Source organism: Longibaculum muris (genome assembly GCF_004343035.1).
GTDB classification, from domain to species: domain Bacteria; phylum Bacillota_I; class Bacilli_A; order Erysipelotrichales; family Coprobacillaceae; genus Longibaculum; species Longibaculum muris.
The window spans coordinates 106,066-127,255 of sequence record NZ_SMCQ01000006.1; the positions used below are offsets into that span (position 1 = coordinate 106,066).

Consider the following 21,190-nt stretch of genomic DNA (forward strand, 5'->3'; position numbering starts at 1 on the left):
ACATGTACGTACATGTATGTCAACATAAAATAAAAAGAAGTTAATTAAATTTTAACTTCTTGATTCAATAGGTAAACTTTTTGTGCACTTGCGCATATGAATAACAGCATATATAGCTACAATGAATTCAGTGATTGGCATTGTCAACCATAAATAATCAGCATTGATTAGTGGTAACAGATAAATCAAAATGCCACTCAAAACCAATCCCCTACCAACTGATATAACAAATGATGTTTTAGGTTTTAATAATGCTTGGAAATAATATGTTGAAAAAATATTAAATGGTAACAACAAGAAAGATAGACCATACATTCTTATAATAGGAGGAGCTATTTGAAGAATTTCCTGAGTTGGCGTCATAAAAATTTTAACGAACATATTTGGTACAAGAAGTGCAAGAGCAGTCCATAGAATACTAAAGAAAGCAACACTATATAATGCATATTTTAAAGTTTCTTTAATTCTATGACCAAACTTTGCACCAAAATTTGTAGAAATAATAGGTTGTGATGCTTGTCCGACACTATAGGCACAACATTGTACAAAGGTACTAATATTAACAATAATTCCATAAATAGATAAAGCTTGACTTCCTAGATAAGCCATAATTTGTCGATTAAATAAAATAGTTAAAATTCCCATAGCTATATCGATAAAAAAAGTTGAAAATCCGGTAATCACAATCTTTTGTAATTGTTGTAATATATGTTTAGGTATAACAAAATGAAGGGTATTTTCTTTTGATAAAAAATGTGTAAGCATGATGATACAAGAAATGACTGATCCTATTGCAGTCGCAAGTCCAGCTCCAAAGATTCCCATATCTAAAGTAAATACAAAGAAGTAATCCCCAAAGATATTAAATATTCCACCTAATAATACACCTATGGTTGCTAAAGTTGGAGCATTATCATTTCTTAAAAAGGCTGCTAACATTTGTGTAAACAAGAAACATGGTAAAACAAACTTAATTGGTATGATGTAAGTTTGTGCAAGGGCTAAAAGATTTCCTTTTGCTCCAAAGAATATAAATAATTCTTTATCAAAGAAAATAAGTAAAACCCACATGATTAATCCTAAAGCAGTAGAACCTATCACAGCTGATGAAAAGTATTCATTTTCATATTGATGATGACCATCTCTTTGTCCTCTTAATGTACTGAGAATAATTGACCCACCAATTCCCATTAATAATCCCAAACTAAAAATAATATTCCAGATTGGTGCAACAACAGCCAAAGCTGCTGTTCCATCCGGTCCTTGATATTGTCCAACAATAGCCATATCAACAATTGAATATATTGATGTTACTAATGCACTTCCAAATGCTGCAGCCAAATATTTAAAATAAAGTGATTTTAATTTTCCAGTTAAAAAGTCCATTGTATCTCCTCCTTTACATTAAAAAAGCTGGACAAAAGTATAGATTGTTGACCTATACTCTTATCCAGCAAATCATTTTGATTAGCCCTCCGAGCAACACATATTATAGCAAACTCATTTTGAATGTCAAGACATGAAATATCTTTTTATGACCTAAGAACATTTTCATTAATTCTTTCAATTTTATGCTTCTAAATAAAATATTAAATAAGCCCCATGACAATAAAGATAACAACAAACACTCTAAAATAGATGACATTATTTTGACAAATCTATTCTTGGTAATTTATTATTTTTAATCATATCAACCAATATATAACTGATACGTTCCTCATGAGAATGAACAATAGTTTCTAATATTTTGTACTTATCATTAAACACAATACCTTCACTCTTGAATATTGAATAAGCCTTTAACAAATCATCTTTTGAAGCTTCAATGTATTTATGAAAATCATATCTGCTTCCATCATTTAAATGTGCCTCCAACACAACACTACAATTAGTTCCAAATAATCCAGGATCATATTCAGAATATAATACGTCCACATATTTGATTTCATTTAACTTAATAGTTATATTCTTTTCTTTTTTCTGAACTTTATTTTCATATAAACTATTAGGTTGATGAATGATTAATAAATGCTTTTCTAAATCAATTGAATAACCGTTATACTGAGTTCCAATACAAATAATATTTTTGTCCATATTTTGGCGTATAACTTAAGGAAAAGACAACCCTTAGGTCATACATCCTCCTCTCTATTTTATATATCCATTATATCAATTTCATATTTTTAAATCAATGTATTGATCACTTGAAATCTAATATACAATTTATGCAAAATGCATTAATACATACTTTCTTTTTATTTTATATTGTCTTTTATACAAACTATAATCCACATATATTGAACACAATATAAGAATGATTATAGATAAGATGACATCCTTATATGCAAATCAAATGAATATATTTAAGAGAAGACCTTATTTATAATCTCTTTTATGACTTATGAATATTTTTATTGATTCTTTCAATTTTTTGTTTCCAAATAAAATATTGAATAAGCCACATAACAACAAAGATAACAACAAATATTCCAAAATAAATCACACAATCTAATAAAGTATGTTCCATCCATCCTGCCATATAAGAAATAGGAAACATAGCAACTGCAGTTAAAGTAAAATAGATTCCTGTTTGCTTTGCTATACTCCACTGCTCCATATCCCATACAACTGATCCCCCAGCAAAAATCATTCCCAATAAAGCACTAAGTACTGTCTGTAAAACAACAGCATTTATTTCATTTCCTGCATATTCAATAAGTAAAGGAGAACAAACAAAAAACTTACCATTACCATAAATAAATGAAGTTATAATAGAAATAACATAACTTATTGAAATCCCTAATGGTATCCCTAATACCCCTCTTAAAAGCATCTTTTTTTTCATCACTTTCACCTCATATTCCTAATATTTCTTTTATTTTTTTCACATATCTTCTGGAAACATAAGTCACTTCTCCATTAGATAAAAGCAATTGAATAGTCCCTGAAAAACTTAAATCTAATTTTTCAATTGCTTTGAGATTAACAATTTCTGAATGTGAAATTCGAATAAAGTCTTTTTGATTTAATCGATTTTCGATTTCATATAACCTTAACCGAATGACATATTCTCTATCATTGACTTGAGCATAAACTTTTTGTTGTGATGCATAGAATCTAATAATTTGTGATTGTTCTAACAGTTCTACTGTATCATTATAGAATCCAGCAATCATCTCATATTGTTTAGAATTAAGAAACTGTATCAATTCATTAATTTCATTTGTAATTTCTTTTGTCTTAATTAATATGATTGGTTCAACACAGTCTTGATCTAACTCAACTTTCACTTTCATGATGTTTCCCTCCTTTTTCGATTTCATTATATAGAGTTATGAAAAGAAATACCTTTACTTTTAAACAGATGGTTCTTTATTAACTATAAACGGTCAAAAAAAGATGAATGAAGAATCACTCATCTATAATTCTGTTCGTCTTGCAAAATCAACAAATCTAAATTTATCAGGGCGATGTTTTGAAATTGTGTACTGGAATAATGTCGCATCTTCTAAATAAGTATACGATTTAACACAAACCAATAAATCATAGTCTAACATATCTAACAACTGTTTTTCTCTTTGAGTTGCTTTAACAACCGTAATTTCTTTTCTAGCGAAACTAATTTTCAGCCCTAATTCTTTTTCAATATATTCATATAATGAATTCTTAGCATGTTCTATTTTTAATCCATTAACAACTTTTCCATTAAGATAATCAGTATCTAGAATTACTTTTTCTCCATCTATTTTCCTAATTCTTTCAATATGATATATTTTACCACTATCCATATAAAGATCTTCTTTTAATTCATTAGGAATTTCTTCTTCTAAAAACATATTCACAATTGTTTCTACATCTCCATGTAATGTTTTTTGAAGTTCCTTAAAACTCGTTACACCAGAAACTGGAAAAGCAATTCTATCCATATCTAAAACCAAAGATCCTTTTCCCTTGTTTTTTTGAATATAACCATTTTGTAACAACAAATTTAAAGCTTTACGTACAGTATCTCTTGAAGCACCATATTGTTTCATTAATTCATTTTCACTAGGAAGATAAGTATTAGGTTGAATAACTCTTTGTTTTATTTTATCTAACAAATCTTGATATATCATTTGATATTTACTCATAAAATCACGTCCTTTCTTACAGTATACACAACTTCACCCTTTTTATCAATGCATGTCCGTACAAGAAAAGTAGGAATATATAATCCCTACTCACTCTTTAACTCTCGACCATTCATCATATCTTGACATAATATAATAATTCCTACTGCAATCACAAAATTCATAAATAATGATGAATAAGAAATTAGCGTTAGTGTGGCTGTATTCAAATGACCAGTTATGAGGACAAATGCTGTTAAGAATACACTTGGCAATGAACAAACAACCATGATAAACATTCTCATTAAATTTTCAAATATACGTGAAGAACGACTTTTTAAGATTCTCACGGTTAATACACTACCACTCATAAAAACACATATATATCCTATCATATTGATGAGATACATGATTAATGTGATGAAATCTGTTTGATAATAAATCCCTACAATGATCAATGAAATTGTCATAATAAGTATCACCTTAATAAACGTTGGTAACATAACAGCTATTAATTTTTTTATTGGTTTATCTGGAATAAGATAGATTTGATAGTTCTTTAATTCAGTTGCTAGTTCACTATTTTGTAGTGATGTAAAGATATATAAAACCATCATATAAATAAAGAAACCAAATCCTAAACCAGTAAAAATTGCCAAAACAATATAAATAGAGATTGTTATTAAATCATTAGCTGATAAAATATGTCCTGTTTTTTTCATTAGTAAGAAGTTTTTTGACATAACTGCAAAAGCTCCTGATTGAAACTTTCCTGTTACATTTTTGACCTTTACATCTTTCATAGCATTTTGATTACCTTCTTTTAATGATTTATATCTTTTTGAAAAATCTAAGGAATCTTGTAATGCTTGTTCATAAAAATCACCTTGATAATTAATGAATAATAAATAAATGATGATATATGTTAATAATAATAAAGCAAAACCAATAAATACGAAAAGATATTCTTTGGTAACATAACTAATTAAACCTAGTTTTAGCCAACCAAAAACAGGAACAAAATAAAATAATGGTGATTGAATAAAATCAATGAATAATGTCTTTAATTCTCCTGTTTGTAAATAAGTCATTATTAAAGTCATCATAACAATAAAAACAAATATACCAATAATCACTTTAGATAATATATTATATTTCTTATCACCAATGGATAAAACATATAAATAATCACTTAAAACAAGAAAAATAAGAATAGTGAATATAACTCCAATAATCAATAACCATACAAACATTGGTTCAAAAGATAAACCACTACTCATACCAACAAAAAATATTAAAGCAAAGAAGCCTATCATAACTGATTGAACAATTGTTTGTAATGTAAGATATGCCATAATTTGTTTTCTAGTAAAAGGACCACTAAATAAGAAAAAGGCATCATTACCATAAAACAAGGCTTTTTTAGATGACATTAATGTAGAAAATAACATTAATGCGAGAAAACCTATTAATACTAATATTGATGTGTGTAAATCCAGGGTAACCATCATTGGTGAAGGACTGCGTTTAATTGTAAACATGCTGATAATAATAAATCCATATAAAAGAACCATACAAACTGTAAATATTGCACTGGTTGGTTTTTTAAATAAATTTCTTATATTTGCTTTTGATTTTAAAAACCAAAGTCGTAAAAGTGTTTTCATATTATTCACCATCCGTTAATTCAAAGAAATATTCTTTCAAAGATTCCTCTTGTAAATCTTCTTTTCTAACATGTTTAATAATATGTCCTTTATTCATAATATAAGCTTCATCAAATATATCACTGACAATATCAATAATATGGGTACTAATTAAAATTGCACAACCTTCATTAGCCAAAGCTCTAAATAATTTTAAAGTATCTTCAATACTAGCAGGATCAAGACCAACCATTGGTTCATCAACTAATAAAGCTCTTGGTTCAATCATAAACGCCAATAACATGCTTAGTTTTTGAGTCATCCCTTTACTTAATTCTTTAGCCATTTTCTTTCTTTTTTCTGTTAATTTAAAGAGTTCTAAATATTTTTCAGCTTTTTCTTGATAATTTTTGATTTGATAAGCATGTCCAATAAAATCAATATGCTCATCAATTGTCAATAAATCATATAAGATAGGTGTTTCAGGGACATACCCAAAACAACGTTTTGCTTCAATTGTATCATTGCGATAACCACATATCTTGATAACTCCCTCAAATTTTAATAAATTAGCAATACTTTTAATCGTCGTAGATTTCCCTGCCCCATTAGGTCCAAGTAAAATTGTAATCTTACCACTTTCTGCTACAAGATTTACATCATCTGCAGCCTTAAATTGATCATATCTTTTTGTTAAATGATTAACTTCTATCATAATATCCTCCTTAACTAGAAATAACTAGTCATTGCTAGTTATTTCTCACTATTTCAATTTTTCCTACACCACCAATACGTTTATTGGTATAAATATCCCACGTTGTACGGATTGTCACTAAACAAGGCATATAAGCTAACTGCATTCCATATCGTATTCTAATATAGAGTTTCAAAGTTGGATTGCTGCTAGAGGTCTGATTGATTGCTTGTTTTAATTTATCAATGTCATCGGGATGAACATTTCTATACATATCCTCATGATATTTTTCTAAACCAACTCTACCCAATATATTATAATGCTGTAAAGTACGATACTCACTATCATATTCAAAATAACAATCCGATAATAACTCTGTATAAGCACGATGATAGGAACGTTCTCTTTCTAAATTGTGCATAACAAAGTTTTCTTCTTCATTTTGAAAGCTTTCAATTTTTTCACCAGATAAAGCTTGAGCTGTTTGATGAACTTCATTTTCTATATTTTTAAAACAGTCAAGAACTTCTGGATTAATCATTCCACATTCACCATCATAAATCATTTTCACAGCTTTTGAATGATGATAAGCTGATTTATAGACACGGGTATTCGTTAAAGCATCATAAATATCTGCAACGGATACAATTTGTGCCCATAAAGGTATTTCATCTTTCTTTAAACCATCAGGATAGCCTTTACCATCCCATTTTTCATGATGAGAACGAATGACATCATAATAATATTGATATGTTTTTTCATTATACAATCCTTTAAATTGTTTAATAATTTCACAACCATACATCGTATGCTTCTTCATTTCATTAAATTCTTCTTCAGTTAAACGTGCTGGTTTATTTAAAATTGTATCACTAACAGATATTTTCCCAATATCATGTAAAATTGACGCCATTCCTATTTCATGTATCATTTCATTAGATATATCTAATTCTGGATGGCATTGTTGGTATTCTTGCATAAGTAGTTCTGTAATAAAACGAACACGATAAATATGCTCTCCTGATTCAATGCTCCTAAATTCAACCAATGTTCCTAAAGATTCTAAAACTTCTAAACGCATTTGATTTAACACTTCAATGCTTTCTCTTAATTCTTTAGTTTGTGTATCGACTAGCCATTGTAGACGATATTTATGACTAAATAAAGCAGTTAAATTTAATACTCTTGCTTTAAATATATTAGGATTATATGGTTTTCTGATAACTTCGTCTATCTTTAAAGAAAAAACTAAATTATATAATTCATCATCTTCTGTTCCATCTATAAAAACCATTGGAATTTGTACATCTAAATGTTTAGATAGACAAAAATCAAGAAAATCTTTGATTTCATCTTTATCCATACTATCATCAATCATAACAATTCCAATTTGACTATGATTTGCTTCTAAGCTTTCTATAGCTTTAGAAATATCTTGTACAATAATAGGTTTATAGTGATCATTAAAAATATCTACAATATTTTGGTTTTGTAAATGATTTTTCCCAATTATAAGCATATAATTATGATTTGTTGGCATATGATCACCTTCTATTCACTATTATTATATTGCATTTTTAGATTGAAAGAAAGGATAGCCCACTTTTTAAAACAAATTATATAATTGATATTTATTTAATGAAATATCTTTTTTATCTAATTCATAAACAATTTGACTTAAAACATAATATCCATCATTAATATAAATTTCAAAAATATGTTGATCATAATAAATTTCTAAATCATATTGTCCATTTAAACATGGTGTATGATTGATATTACATACCTTATCAGCAACAATTGATACTTTTTCTCTATCACAATAAAGACAATCATTTTTAATACTTAATTTTAATCCCCCTAAGCTTATTTCTTCTCCTTCTTTTAAAGAAGTCAATAATTGAAATGGTTGATTAAAATCAATAATCTTTGCCTCTTTAGTAAATAGTCTTTTTATATGAGGATGGACCTGTTGATAAATATGTCCATTTTTATTTATTATGACTCTTGGCATTGTTAACATCCCACACCAATTTTCATCTTTAGCTGGTTTTCGCATTCGCATCCAACCAAACATTGTTCTTTGTTGATACTCATCGAGAAATGTTTGTGGCGCATAAAAATCCAAACCATAATCTAAATACATATAATCCCCTTGTTTTTTTAATGTACATGTATCTTCATCAAAAGAAACACACATAATCACAGCATTGCTGTTAGGATAAGGTGGTTGATTGATATTTTCTGGTGAGAATATTAAAAAATATTGATTATCTAAGCAAATTAAATCAGGACATTCCCACATATCTCCAATATCGGCATCAGTATATCTATTTTTGTAAGTGAAATTTAAACCATCTTCACTTTCATAAAATAAAACTTCACCATCATAGCCCTTATCACTAGGTATTTTACTTCCAACACTCATATAAACATGTCCATTTTTTCCAATCCAGACTTTAGGATCTCTAGTATGTCGTTTATCACCTAATTTTTCATCCTCAATAACATCAACAACAAGATGTTTATCATTTTGATTATCAAATGTAAAACCATCTTGAGATATAACAACAGATTGTGAAGCGATTAAATCATCATCACTGTATTGAACATGAACATATTCTGGATTTTCTTTAGCATAACGAATTGATGTATAATACAAATACAATTGATTATGATATGCAATTGCTGAACCAGAAAAGCATCCATTACGATCAGCATATTTTGATGGATACAAAGCAATTGGCAAATGCTCAAAATGAACAAGATCATTACTCACAGCATGTCCCCAGTGCATTGTTCCCCACTGACAAGTATAAGGAAAATGTTGATAAAACAAGTGATACTTTCCTTGAAAATAAATTAAACCATTTGGATCATTCATCCAGTTTTGTGGTGGTGTAAAGTGTAATTTTGGTTTCATTGTTTCTCTCCTTTTTTAAAAAAGATATTCCCTAGGAAATATCTTCTAAGTAATCAATAACATCCTCTAATGAATCGACAATCTTTGTTGTTTTAGCTGCATAGTCAGGTTCTGGATATTTCATATCCGGTACACAAATAACATCAATATCTCCATCATAGGCTGCTAAAATTCCTGCTTCACTATCTTCTAAAACAAGTGCTTCTTTTGGTGATACACCTAATTTTTCACATGCGGTTAAAAAGATTTCAGGATTTGGCTTTCCATGTGTCACTTCATCTCCACAAATACTATCATCAAAATATTCAGTAATTTGTGCGTTTTTTAAAATTTCATCAACTCTTGCACGAGCACTTGATGTTGCAACAATTGTCTTATAGCCATGATCTTTTAAATAATGTAATAAATCATCTAAGCCTTTTTTCTTAGGAACATATGCGCGTAAACTCTCATCAATCCAAACATGAACATCATCCCATACCTCATCCATAGGAAAAGATTCACCATAATGATCAATAAAAACTTGGCATATTCCAACTTTATTCTTACCTAAACAATTTCTATATAATTCTTCAGTAAAATCATCATGTCCTAATAGATGTAACTTTTTAACATATTCATTATAAGTGACTCTCTCACTATCAATCATTAAACCATCCATATCAAATATAACTGCTTTTTTCATATTCATCCTCCACTCTATTTTATTTTATCAATAATAAATATGAAAATCTATCTCTATTCAAAATATGAAAAAAACTATAATTCTTAAAAATCAGATCAAACATTTAAATATGAATATATAAAGTCTTTTATTAATAATAAATCAAAGGTTCTCCATCTTCACTTTTAAAATAGCATATATCAAATTAACAATATATTCACCTGAAAACAAATCTACCAATACATCTACATCATCTTTTTCTTGAGTAAAAAAAGTAATATTATCTTTACATAATTCCATTACATTTTTTTCCTTACGTCCCATTAAAGAAACAACATAATTCCTTTGTTCAGATAGAGTTTTTGCGATGGTTTGAATCATTGGATTTTTACCAGATAAAGCAATAATAATCGAAACATTTCTTTGATCTAATTTCTTTATATAATTCATATTTAAACCATCATGAAACATACAAGATAAACCTAATGACTGTAATTTAAAAGCCATTTGTTTTGCAATAACGTTCGCTATTCCTACCGCATATATATCAATAGAAGAAGCACTTGATATACGATTACACACTCTTATAACTGTATTTTTATTAAGTAAAATATTGGTTTTTATTAATGCTAAGGCATACATTTTAGAAATAATACTTTGTGTTTCTTCATAACTCGAAAAATATTGAGTTGGTTGTTCTAAAGCAATATCATCGACTTTAAAATACTCGTTTCTTTCAATAATTAAACGTGAAATAAACTCACGATAAGAATGATATCCCAATTTTTTATAAAATCTAATGACTGATGATTGGGATGTATAACTATTTTTACCAAGTTCAATACTTGTCATTAATGATAAATCATTATTTTTATCTAAGATATATTGGCTGATTTGTTTTTCTGATTCAGTTAAATCATTAGCATCCAATAATTTTTCTATAATCATTATAATTCCCCCCCTTTTTCAAAGTTTTTTAATGTACTTCAATTATAATATTCCTTGTAAAAAAATGTAGTTATGCTTCTTAAATAAAAATGTTTTATCATCTTTATTTTTCAATCATTCATCTCCAATGAAAAAAATTTTTCAAAAAAATAGAAGAACTTGTATTCGTTCTTCTATTTATAGAAATCATCATACATTTTTAATGCTTTATCTAACACTTTAACGCCATCCACCATCCCATAGTCCCTCATTTCAATAACATCAAAAGGAACTTTTCCTTCACATATTTTCTTAACATTTCCAATAGCGTATCTAACTTGAGGACCTAATAATAAAACATCAAATGTTCCCATTAAATTTTCAATGTTTTTTTCAGGTCCAGCATCTACAGTCACTTCAACACCTCGTTTTTCTGCTTCTTCTTGCATTCTTAACATCAATAAACTTGTTGACATTCCTCCTGCACAAGCTAATAAAATTCTAATCATTTCTCACATCTCCTTTATTTACTATCTTGACTATATCTTATTTTGTCATAGATAGACATATAGATTTAAGAAGATGAAGCAAAGTTTCCATTATTTCTTATTTTTATATAAATTTTTGACAATTTTAAGACATGAATTAAAATTGGTGTCTAATCACTTCTCTTAAAGAGAAGTGATTATCTTCATAATCGTATATGAATATACAACAATTTGTTATTCCTTTCTTTAATTCTTCTGTTGGATCTTGAATAGCTCTTAAAAAGTTAAAACAAGCACCACTATGAGAAACAGCCAAAACACTTTCATGGTCATCTTTTTCCATAATATCCGTTAGTGTTTTTAACATTCTATCTCTAACTGTATTCGAAGATTCACCACCAAATTGAAGATAATATGTTTCACATTCTTTAGGTGTTGCACAATTCAGACGTTCACTTTCACCTTCTAATTCACCATAGAACATTTCCTTTATACCTTTTATTCTTGTATAAGGCATATCTGTAATAAGTTCTAATGTATCACAACAACGTTCACTTGTTGAGGAATAAGCATGATCAAATGTAATATGATTCTTTTTAAAATATTCTCCTGCCACTTGAGCTTGATGTATCCCTAATTCTGTTAATGGAGAATCGCACCATCCTTGAATTTTCTTTTGTACATTAAACATCGTTTGACCATGACGCATTAAATATAATGTTTTTTTCATGATAAAACAAATGCCTCCCCAGGAGCTAAAACTTGAATTCTATCTGGATTCACAACTTTATCAAATAATGTTTCAGGATTACCATTAAACGGTGACATATCAGGTGCATCAACACATCCCCAATGAATACAAATCAATTGAGCATTTGGATAAGTATTGGCAAGCTTGACTGCTCCTTCTAATGTTATGTGCCATTCATTATCTGCAAAATCAAATAAGATAACATCAGGATTAGGCATATGCAAATGTTCATCAATGAGTTTAGAATCACCTGGTAACCAAATTGTTCCATCCTGTGAATCTATCCAATAGCCACAATAATCTTCTACTTTCCATTCACGATAATTGTACTTTGATGATTCATTTTGCCAATTGTGCACAGCTTTTGTGAGGGTAACTTTAACATCATTCACCATAAAAGACTCATCAATATCATGTCCAATCCCTGGAATATTTTCTTCTCTCATGACTTCAGCTACATATTTTGTAGCATGATATGATTTACAAACATTTAAAACATCATGGCATGTTGGTCGACTAAAGTGATCATTATCAATATGTGTAACCAATAAAGCATCTAATGTTGGAATATCTTGAGGTAAGATTGGCATATCTATTAATAATGGCATATCAAATCCTTCTAATAGTGGATCAATCATAATATTTGTTCCATGACTATTGATCATAATACTTGCATTTCCTAACCATCTGATTTCTGTATGGTCTATTTTTTTGAAAACTTCATCTGTTATTAAATGTATCTTAGGAGCAACAGCTTGTCCTTTTTCATTTATTTTTATCATATATCTTTCTCCTATTGATGTCCTACAATATTGTGTGGAACATATGCTTCTTCTAAATATTTTATATCATCTTCACTTAATTGAACTTGGAAAGCACCAACAAAATCATCTAAATATTTTTCTTTTGTAATTCCTACAATGGGCGCAGTGACACCTTTTTGCCATAACCACGCTATTGCAACCTGCGATCTACTCACATTATATTTTTGAGCAATTTGTGCAACTCTTTCAACAATAATTTGATCACTATCTTGGGTTATATCATACTTTCTTTTTGCAACTTGATCTTCTTGAAAACGTTTTGAATCACTATCCCAATCTCTTGTTAATCTTCCTGCAGCTAAAGGACTATAAGGTACAAGAGCGACTCCTGAATCTAAACAAAATGGATTCATTTCACGTTCTTCTTCACGATATAATAAATTATAATGTCCTTGCATAACTGAGAATTTTGTCCAGCCATTCTTTTCAGCAACATATTGTGCTTTTTGAAATTGCCACGCATACATACTTGAAGCTCCTAAATAATGAACTTTTCCTGAACTTACTAAATCATTTAAAGCGCACATTGTTTCTTCAATCGGTGTATGATAATCCCATCTATGAATATAAAGAATATCAATATAATCTGTTTGTAATCTTTCTAAACAATGTTCAACTTCTTGCATAATTGCTTTTCTAGAAAGACCTTGACCATTTGGCTTATCACTCATTTTTTCACTAATCTTTGTCGCAATTACAATTTCATCACGAGAGGCATAATCTTTTAAAGCTCTCCCTAAGATTTCTTCACTCGCTCCTAATCCATAGACATTAGCCGTATCAAAGAAATTAATTCCTAAATCTAAAGCCTTTTTAATAATCTTCCTTGAATCTTCTTCATTTAATACCCAACTATGAATCCATTTTTGAGGATCTCCAAAACTCATACATCCCAAACAGATACGAGAAACATCTAATCCCGTATTTCCTAATTTTACATATTCCATAATTTTCTCCTATTTTAATTGATTATAATCTTCATCACTGACTGCTTCTAACCATTCATTACTTGAATCAGCTGCAGGAATTTCCACTGAAATATGTGTAAACCAGCTATCTTTTGCTGCCCCATGCCAATGTTTAACTTCTGGAGAAATATGAATAATATCTCCTGGTTTTAATTCCTGCGCAGGTTTTCCCCATTCTTGGTAATAACCTCTACCCATTGTACATAATAAAATTTGTCCGCTTTTATGATGAATATGCCAATGATTACGACATCTTGGTTCAAATGTTACATTCGCCATTGGTCCTCCTGTCGTTGTTAATCTTTTTAAATAACTTTGTCCATCAAAATACTTAGCATAAGCATCATTAGGGTCTCCTAATCCAAACAAAACATCTTTTTCTTCCATTTTCTTATCCTCCTATTTTGTCACTTCATTAATAATTGTTATAGCATTTAATGTTCTTGGAAAACCAATATAAGGTTGGCACTGTGTTATTGTTTCAATCAATAATTCACGACTATTTCCAACTGTGATATTAGCTCCAACATGTCCTCTTAATTGATTTTCACAACCACCTAAAGTCGCTAACGTAACCATTGTCATAAGTTCTCTGGTTTTTAAATCTAATCCTTCTCTTGTATAAAAATCACCAAAACAATATTCTGATAAATATTTTTGAATATGTTTTAATTCTTGTGAAGCTTGATCATGATTAGCTTGAATATGGTCTTTTCCAAAAGCAGCACTTTGTACTTCAAAACCCTTTTCAAATCTTGTTTTTTCATTCACTGTTGCTTGTGGTTTTGTAGAAATATTATGTTTTTTGAAAATAAGATTCACTACTTCTAATGCTTCTTGAACTTTTCCTAATCCAATATAAGGCGTACATTGATAAATGACTTCTTTGATTTGAATAGGTGAAACTTCTGCTTTAATAGCTGCATTCACATGTTCTTTTAAAGATGTAAGGGTATGATTTGTTGTATTTACAACAATTAAAATCAATTCTCTTAATCTTAAATCTAGTGTTCCATGTTGATAAACATCTCCATAGATATAATTTTTCATAATCGTTTGTAACTCTAGATCATCATTTAAAATATCTTCATCATGTAATTGTTGAAATAACTCATTGGCTTTGTTTAAATCTCTCATTTTCTTTTCCTCCTAATGTTGTTTTGTGAAAGTTGAAGTGATTGCTAGTAATAGAACTGCTAAGGCAATCATTATCAATGCAATCATAAATGCGTATATATATGAACCAAAGAAATCATAAATATATCCAACCATTGATAGTGAAATGGCTGCTCCTAAATTGGATGCAAAGGAAATACTAGGAAAAGCTTTGGCATAGTTATTACTACCAAAGAAATGCTTTGTAAGTAATGGTAAAGCCACTGCTCCAATTGAATAACAAGAACCAAATAAGAATGCTCCAACTAATAAGAGAAATTCTGATTTTCCCATCATCAACATCACAATTCCTAAAGTATTCGCAATAATCATAACAATTGTTGCTTTTATTGAACCAAAATGATCACTCAATGTTCCAATAACTAATTTAGAAATAATATTTCCTACCATTCCTGCTGATAAAAGTGAAGCTCCAACAACACTACTATAACCAATAGATTCAGCAAATCCTGGAAGATGTTGAGTAACGCTTGTAATACAACTACACATTAAACCAAAGACAAAGAAACTGATAAAAGCAACTGTTATAAAATGGAAAGTTGGACTTTCTACAGAAACATCATTTTCTTTCTTTTCTTCATAACCATATGGTAAATACCCATCATCCCTTGCATCAACATGAAATGGGTATAAAACTGCTGGTAAGCATAAACATAAAAGAATAATTGCTTTTATGATATAACCCATTTGCCATCCAAATGTTTCAATACAACTTGATAAGATAGGTGAACAAATAGAACCTGCTAAACCACTAAATCCAAAAACAATACTTGTTGCAAGACCATGTTTCTTTTCAAACCAGCCATTAATAACCAAAGTTAATGGAACAATTGAAAACATGGCTGTACTCATTCCTCGAATAGCACCTAAAATATAGAATACAATAGCACTATTTCCTAATGCCATTAATCCAGTTGAAACAACAGCAGTAAAAACACTGACAGTTAAAATCATTTTATAAGAGAACTTTTCCATTAAACGTGGAACAAATAATGAAGTGATGGCTGTGACTAACGAGAAAATTGTCATATGCATCGAAAATGTTCCTCGCATCATATGCAAACTTTCTGAAACAGGTGTATAGAAAACTCCTGATGAGTTAATAGACACCCCGATTGATGAAGCTGCTAAACCACAACATAAAGCTAAAATAATCCAAGGTTTTTTATTGTTTGTTTTCATTGTTTTCCTCCTTTAATTTATAAATTAAACAATCTAATGTATCTAAGTTTTTTTGACGTTGATGAATCTCATCTAAGATGTTATTTCTTTCTTGTTTTAAAATTCGAATTTTTTGGATTGATGTTGATTGTCCTTGTTCATCTAATTGAATATATTTCAAAATGTTTTCAATATGGACACCGGCCTTTTTTAAAGTTAAGATTAAACTTAATCTTTCAATATCCAAATCATCATACTCTCTTATGCCATTGACTCTTTTGACTTGATTAAACAATCCGGCTTTTTCATAATATCTTAATGCAGTCATGGGAACGTTATACTTTTCACTGACTTCTTTAATTTTCATAACATACCTCCTTACAACAAAAAATGTAGATATTCTTTTGACATCTACATTTTATAGTTTCTATTCAATTATGTCTAATACCTATAATCTATTTCATATAATGCTTACTAGGCATTATATGTTTTCTTATAGTTTGCAAGTGCTCCTACAAGATTAGAATCATTATAATAAGTACATGGTACAATTTGAACTCTTGGAATTGGGATTGGCATTTTCTCATAGATTTGATCTAATGATTTTTGAATGTATTCATGTAAGATAGGTTGTTGACTAATTCCCCCACCAACAGCTATTTTATCTGGATCAACAGTTGCTTGAATATTGAATAATCCCATTACTAATTTATCAGTATAAGCCTTTAAAGCAGTTAAAGCACGTTCATCACCTTGATTACAGTATTCAAAAGCTTTCATACCATCAAATGTTTTTGGATCTTCTCCAACTGCATGGGCAATAGAAGCCACTAAATATAAAGCACTGCTATCAAATCCCCACTTAGCTTCAAAGCCAACTTGTTTTGTCCAATCCGTAGATAGGTAACTAAACTCACCTGCAAAACCATGAGTTCCTGTAAAAACTTTATCACCAATAGTGACACCACCACCAATACCACTACCAATGATACAAACTGCTCCTACATCAGTACCTTTTAAACTTCCATATTCAACTTCACATAAAGCTGCACATTTTGCATCATTTTCAATTGTTAAACGATTTGTTGTAACTGACTGTAATTCAGCTAAAATGTCTACTCCTAGATTATATTCCAAAGCACCAGGAACTTGAACTAAACGTGTATGTTTATTGATAAGTCCTGGTAAAGACATAGCAATTCCATCTACTCTTTCTTGATATTTTTGATAAATAGATTGAACAGCTTGTTTAAATTCTTCTAATCCTTCTTTTGGAGTTGGTACTTTTCCTTTTTCTAACATTTCTAATTCATCATTCATAAGTGCATATTTGATGGCACTTCCACCGACATCTAAAACTAAATATTCCATTATAATCCTCCTATTTTTCTTTGTTTTATTATAACATGTCTTTTTTAAGCTTTAAACGTTTGTCTGATTTTTTCAATTAGACGTGACATCGCTGGTGAGAATATCTGATGTTTTTTCCAGACAATAACCGTCCCAGTTTCTAAAGTCGGATAGAGGGGTACAAAAGTAACTGGAATTTCCTCATCACCATAAAATAACTTATCAATTGTAAAAGCATATCCCATACCTTCTGCTACCCATATTGCTGCATTATAAATAAGATTATGGGTTGCTATAATATTCAGTTTTTCATGATCTTCTCCAAACCAATGTGCGATTTCATTTTGGACTATTGAACGTTGAGGAATCAATAAAGGTTGATTAATTAAATCTTGAGGGGTTACATGTTCTTTTGAAGCTAAAACACTATCATTAGGAACAATAATTCCCCATCTATCTTTGTAATTAAGTCTGGCAAAATCATATTTTTCAATATCAACCGGTTCGGTAAGAAGGCCAAAATCAATTAAGCCTTTATCAATTCTTTCTTTAATATCATCGGCCTGCCCACTAAATAAGTGATATTGAACTTGTGGATATTGTATACTAAATTCTTTCATCATCTTAGCAACTTGACGCATTGCATAAGTTTCTCCAGCCCCTATGTAAATTTCTCCCGCAATCAAATCTTCTCTTTGTAAAAATTCTCTTTCTGTTTTATCGGCTAAATCAACAATTTCTTCTGCCCTTCTTCTTAACAACATTCCTTCTTCAGTAAGCGTAATTTTATTCTTGCCACGAATATATAATTGTGCTCCTAATTCATCTTCCAATTGCATTAACTGTCTAGATAATGTTGGTTGAGTAATATGTAAAACTTCTGCAGCTTTCGTTATATTTTCTTCTCTTGCGACTGCAAGAAAATATTTTAAAACTCTTATTTCCATCTTATTTTCTCAACCTCCTTTTGAGCACGATCTATTAATTTGTGATAGAGATAAACATCATGTTCACTAAAATATTGATGATTAATCATATCAATATCAATCCATTCCACTCCACTATTTTCTTTTTCACATATCTTTAAAGGTTGATTCTCATCACATATCAATAGATAAGCAACCGACAAATGTAAATGTGTATTCACATAACAACCATTTTTAAAATGACTGGAAACCGGCAAAATATCTAATGAAGCAATTTGAGAAGATAAGGGTTGGATATCTTTAACACCGGTTTCTTCCCTTGCTTCTTTGAGTGCAACAGCTAATAAATCACTTTCTCCATCGGCATGTCCACCTGTCCATGCCCATTTTTTCATAATATTATGGTGAATCATCAAGACTTTTGTAAGAGTCGGATTCATAATAAATCCAGAACTTGTGATATGGGCAACATAATTATCTCTTGTTAAAATATGGGGAGATTGTTCGATTAATTGAATAATGACTTTTTGGTCTTGGATTTCTTGTTCATTAATTGGTTGATAATTTTTAATATCATCTTTAAAATTCATACTTCACCTCACACAATCTCAAAATCATATAAATCATCTTCAACTTCATCTACATAAGCTTCAACTAATTCCCAATTCACTTTTTCAAACTCACCATCATGATAATCAAATAATCCATCTGCTTTCACTGTTGTAGGGTCTATACCCCAATCAAGACATGCTGTTTGATAAATAAAGATTCCTGTATCATCCATATACTTTGTGAGATTATCCACATTAATTCCTTCTACTGCAATAACTTCAATCCCTTGACCATAAGTATCTTGTAAATAATGAACCATTTCTTTTCCCTTCAAAGCATTTTTTTGTTGACCACTTGTATAAATTCCTTCAACACCCATTGTAATTAAAATACACATTGTTTTATCTATATCATAAACACAATCAATAGCTTGATTAAAAAAAGCTTTCTTATGATAAGAATGAATTAAATCAACCATCTTTCTTGTATGAACAATATCAATATCACATTCTTCATCTAAAAAACCAAAAGCAATCCCATCAGCACCATTATCTAACAAAACTTCTGCATCTAACATCATCGTCTCAAATTCATCATCATTATAATAAAAACCAGCCGTTCTAGGTCTCACTAAACAAATAACCTCTAAATCTGTATTTTCTTTCACCTTTAAAAGTGTTCCAATACTTGGCGTTAATCCACCCAAATATAATCCATTACTTAAAATAATGCGAGAAGCTCCACCATTTTGTGCATTTAATGCATCACTATAATTTCCACATCGAATTTCTATTTGTCTTTTCATTTTTATATCACCTGTATACATTATAACGCTTCATAAAATAGATTGAAAATTTTTTTATAAAAAATGAATACTTTAGTCTTTACTTCACAAAATAATATCGGAGTGATGAAAATGTCAAAAGAAAAATTGAATAAACAAAACAAAGAAAACAAAAAAACTGCTACAGACAATCAATGGACTAATAACAATCTAAAGTATTATCCAGATGATAGAAAACGCCAGGATGGACCCGGCGGTAATTAATCGATACATTGAGCACCTAAGATACAGAGAAAACTGTATCTTTTTTCATTATTTTAATAATGATTCTGATATAAAGCATTTATGTGTGAGTTGTAAATACTCAACAATTTTATTGATAAGATATGAATCAACACCCAAACTTTTCCAAAAAAGTAAATTTAAATTTAATAATTCCCATTCAACCAAGACAGTTCCATAAAAATCAAATTCATTATATTTGATAATATTTTGTAATAATTCTATTTGTTTATAAACATCTGTCTCTTTAAAACCTGATACACCTCTTGGTGGTAACCCCTTATAATCGTCGCCATAATAAACATCAACAATCTTTATTTGATTGACGATATTCTTATTAAAATTATGAAGATCCTCTGCTGGTATCCATAATTCTAAATGCGTTTCATTCCCAACACAATGAACATCATATTTTTCTATATATGAATCTTCAACATCAAATTCAGTTATAAAACCTACATATCCTGAATTTTTATCTTTTACATTCCAAAAAGCTATTTCCTTAGCATAAGACTTATTTAAAACTGGATAGAAATAAGGTTGTTGTTTTTGTCTAGGAGGAAATGCTTTACAATCTGTTTCTAATATTTTTTTCATCTCATATAATCCTACTGGTCTATATAGTTTCATCTTCATACCTCATCTTCCATATCTTATACAAAGTTTTTTTATATTTATATATTACTTGATAAAACTTTTTATTGCTAGAAAATTATTCTGTCATAGATATTTTAAATAATGATTCTTGTATGTAAATAAAAATAGTGAAAGAAATTATTCATTACCTATATCATTAAGATAAGAAAACCAGAAATTTAATTCTGGTTTTCTTAGTGCATGTCCAATATTTCTAATATATCTTCCTGATTGTTTATCATAACAAATTGCTTTGTTAATTGTTCTAACTCTTTTCGATTACAGTTTCTAATTAATTGAATTGTTTCTTTTGATAAATATCCAATCTT

General features: G+C 29.3%; 25 protein-coding genes. 1 reads left to right on the forward strand and 24 read right to left on the reverse strand.

The annotated features are described in order from the left end of the window. Positions 1–51: 51 nt before the first annotated feature. The 23 genes from EDD60_RS06380 to EDD60_RS06490 all read right to left on the reverse strand — a co-directional run bounded on the left by EDD60_RS06380 (position 52) and on the right by EDD60_RS06490 (position 19,964). Complete coding sequence (locus EDD60_RS06380; protein ID WP_066446913.1) at positions 52–1,386, reverse strand: MATE family efflux transporter; 1,335 nt, start codon at positions 1,384–1,386, stop codon at positions 52–54. 258 nt (positions 1,387–1,644) lie between these two features. Then, on the reverse strand, positions 1,645–2,094 hold the full coding sequence (locus EDD60_RS06385; protein ID WP_066446915.1) for a hypothetical protein: 450 nt from the start codon (positions 2,092–2,094) through the stop codon (positions 1,645–1,647). A 298-nt stretch (positions 2,095–2,392) separates the two neighbouring features. Further along, positions 2,393–2,845 (reverse strand): DUF3021 domain-containing protein, encoded by a 453-nt coding sequence (locus EDD60_RS06390; RefSeq protein ID WP_066446918.1) that lies wholly within the window; start codon positions 2,843–2,845, stop codon positions 2,393–2,395. Between the two features lie 10 nt (positions 2,846–2,855). Then, positions 2,856–3,296 (reverse strand): LytTR family DNA-binding domain-containing protein, encoded by a 441-nt coding sequence (locus EDD60_RS06395; protein ID WP_066446921.1) that lies wholly within the window; start codon positions 3,294–3,296, stop codon positions 2,856–2,858. A 123-nt stretch (positions 3,297–3,419) separates the two neighbouring features. Then, a complete protein-coding gene (gene treR, locus EDD60_RS06400) occupies positions 3,420–4,130 on the reverse strand; it encodes a trehalose operon repressor (RefSeq protein ID WP_066446926.1) in 711 nt (236 codons plus the stop codon). A gap of 86 nt (positions 4,131–4,216) precedes the next feature. Next, positions 4,217–5,776 (reverse strand): putative ABC exporter domain-containing protein, encoded by a 1,560-nt coding sequence (locus EDD60_RS06405; protein ID WP_066446976.1) that lies wholly within the window; start codon positions 5,774–5,776, stop codon positions 4,217–4,219. Position 5,777: 1 nt separating this feature from the next. Beyond that, positions 5,778–6,470, reverse strand: a complete 693-nt coding sequence (locus EDD60_RS06410; protein ID WP_066446928.1) for an ABC transporter ATP-binding protein — start codon at positions 6,468–6,470, stop codon at positions 5,778–5,780. 34 nt (positions 6,471–6,504) lie between these two features. After that, the gene (locus tag EDD60_RS06415) at positions 6,505–7,989 is read right to left on the reverse strand and encodes a response regulator (protein ID WP_066446930.1); all 1,485 of its coding nucleotides are present in this window, start codon (positions 7,987–7,989) and stop codon (positions 6,505–6,507) included. 66 nt (positions 7,990–8,055) lie between these two features. Continuing rightward, on the reverse strand, positions 8,056–9,372 hold the full coding sequence (locus EDD60_RS06420; protein ID WP_066446933.1) for a glycoside hydrolase family 32 protein: 1,317 nt from the start codon (positions 9,370–9,372) through the stop codon (positions 8,056–8,058). A 31-nt stretch (positions 9,373–9,403) separates the two neighbouring features. Then, positions 9,404–10,057 (reverse strand): HAD family hydrolase, encoded by a 654-nt coding sequence (locus tag EDD60_RS06425; RefSeq protein ID WP_066446935.1) that lies wholly within the window; start codon positions 10,055–10,057, stop codon positions 9,404–9,406. Positions 10,058–10,198: 141 nt separating this feature from the next. Then, positions 10,199–10,984, reverse strand: coding sequence for a MurR/RpiR family transcriptional regulator (locus EDD60_RS06430; RefSeq protein WP_066446936.1), 786 nt, complete (start codon positions 10,982–10,984; stop codon positions 10,199–10,201). Positions 10,985–11,157: 173 nt separating this feature from the next. After that, on the reverse strand, positions 11,158–11,472 hold the full coding sequence (locus EDD60_RS06435) for a PTS sugar transporter subunit IIB (protein WP_066446937.1): 315 nt from the start codon (positions 11,470–11,472) through the stop codon (positions 11,158–11,160). A gap of 136 nt (positions 11,473–11,608) precedes the next feature. Beyond that, on the reverse strand, positions 11,609–12,181 hold the full coding sequence (locus tag EDD60_RS06440) for a histidine phosphatase family protein (RefSeq protein WP_066446938.1): 573 nt from the start codon (positions 12,179–12,181) through the stop codon (positions 11,609–11,611). Further along, entirely contained in the window at positions 12,178–12,984 is an 807-nt protein-coding gene (locus tag EDD60_RS06445; protein WP_066446943.1) for an MBL fold metallo-hydrolase, read from the reverse strand. The genes EDD60_RS06440 and EDD60_RS06445 overlap by 4 nt, the downstream gene beginning before the upstream one ends. An 11-nt stretch (positions 12,985–12,995) precedes the next feature. After that, on the reverse strand, positions 12,996–13,973 hold the full coding sequence (locus EDD60_RS06450) for an aldo/keto reductase (protein ID WP_066446946.1): 978 nt from the start codon (positions 13,971–13,973) through the stop codon (positions 12,996–12,998). 9 nt (positions 13,974–13,982) lie between these two features. After that, complete coding sequence (locus EDD60_RS06455) at positions 13,983–14,381, reverse strand: cupin domain-containing protein (protein WP_066446947.1); 399 nt, start codon at positions 14,379–14,381, stop codon at positions 13,983–13,985. Between the two features lie 12 nt (positions 14,382–14,393). After that, positions 14,394–15,131, reverse strand: a complete 738-nt coding sequence (locus EDD60_RS06460; protein ID WP_066446949.1) for a carboxymuconolactone decarboxylase family protein — start codon at positions 15,129–15,131, stop codon at positions 14,394–14,396. Between the two features lie 12 nt (positions 15,132–15,143). Further along, positions 15,144–16,352 carry an MFS transporter gene (locus EDD60_RS06465; protein WP_066446954.1) on the reverse strand — a complete coding sequence of 403 codons (1,209 nt, stop codon included), beginning with the start codon at positions 16,350–16,352 and terminating at the stop codon, positions 15,144–15,146. Next, positions 16,336–16,698 carry a MerR family transcriptional regulator gene (locus EDD60_RS06470; protein ID WP_066446957.1) on the reverse strand — a complete coding sequence of 121 codons (363 nt, stop codon included), beginning with the start codon at positions 16,696–16,698 and terminating at the stop codon, positions 16,336–16,338. The genes EDD60_RS06465 and EDD60_RS06470 overlap by 17 nt, the downstream gene beginning before the upstream one ends. Positions 16,699–16,805: 107 nt before the next feature. Next, on the reverse strand, positions 16,806–17,702 hold the full coding sequence (locus EDD60_RS06475) for an ROK family protein (protein ID WP_066446961.1): 897 nt from the start codon (positions 17,700–17,702) through the stop codon (positions 16,806–16,808). Between the two features lie 44 nt (positions 17,703–17,746). Continuing rightward, complete coding sequence (locus tag EDD60_RS06480; RefSeq protein ID WP_066446964.1) at positions 17,747–18,628, reverse strand: LysR family transcriptional regulator; 882 nt, start codon at positions 18,626–18,628, stop codon at positions 17,747–17,749. Further along, positions 18,619–19,197: an NUDIX hydrolase gene (locus EDD60_RS06485; protein WP_066446966.1), complete on the reverse strand. Its 579-nt coding sequence runs from the start codon at positions 19,195–19,197 to the stop codon at positions 18,619–18,621. The genes EDD60_RS06480 and EDD60_RS06485 overlap by 10 nt, the downstream gene beginning before the upstream one ends. An 8-nt stretch (positions 19,198–19,205) precedes the next feature. Next, positions 19,206–19,964 (reverse strand): copper homeostasis protein CutC, encoded by a 759-nt coding sequence (locus tag EDD60_RS06490; RefSeq protein ID WP_066446969.1) that lies wholly within the window; start codon positions 19,962–19,964, stop codon positions 19,206–19,208. Between the two features lie 111 nt (positions 19,965–20,075). Between EDD60_RS06490 and EDD60_RS16575 the strand changes: the two genes are divergently transcribed. Next, the gene (locus tag EDD60_RS16575; protein WP_257529105.1) at positions 20,076–20,207 is read left to right on the forward strand and encodes a hypothetical protein; all 132 of its coding nucleotides are present in this window, start codon (positions 20,076–20,078) and stop codon (positions 20,205–20,207) included. Positions 20,208–20,255: 48 nt separating this feature from the next. Here EDD60_RS16575 and EDD60_RS16195 read toward each other — a convergent pair whose 3' ends face one another. Continuing rightward, entirely contained in the window at positions 20,256–20,855 is a 600-nt protein-coding gene (locus tag EDD60_RS16195; protein ID WP_207905299.1) for a hypothetical protein, read from the reverse strand. Between the last annotated feature and the right edge of the window lie 335 nt (positions 20,856–21,190).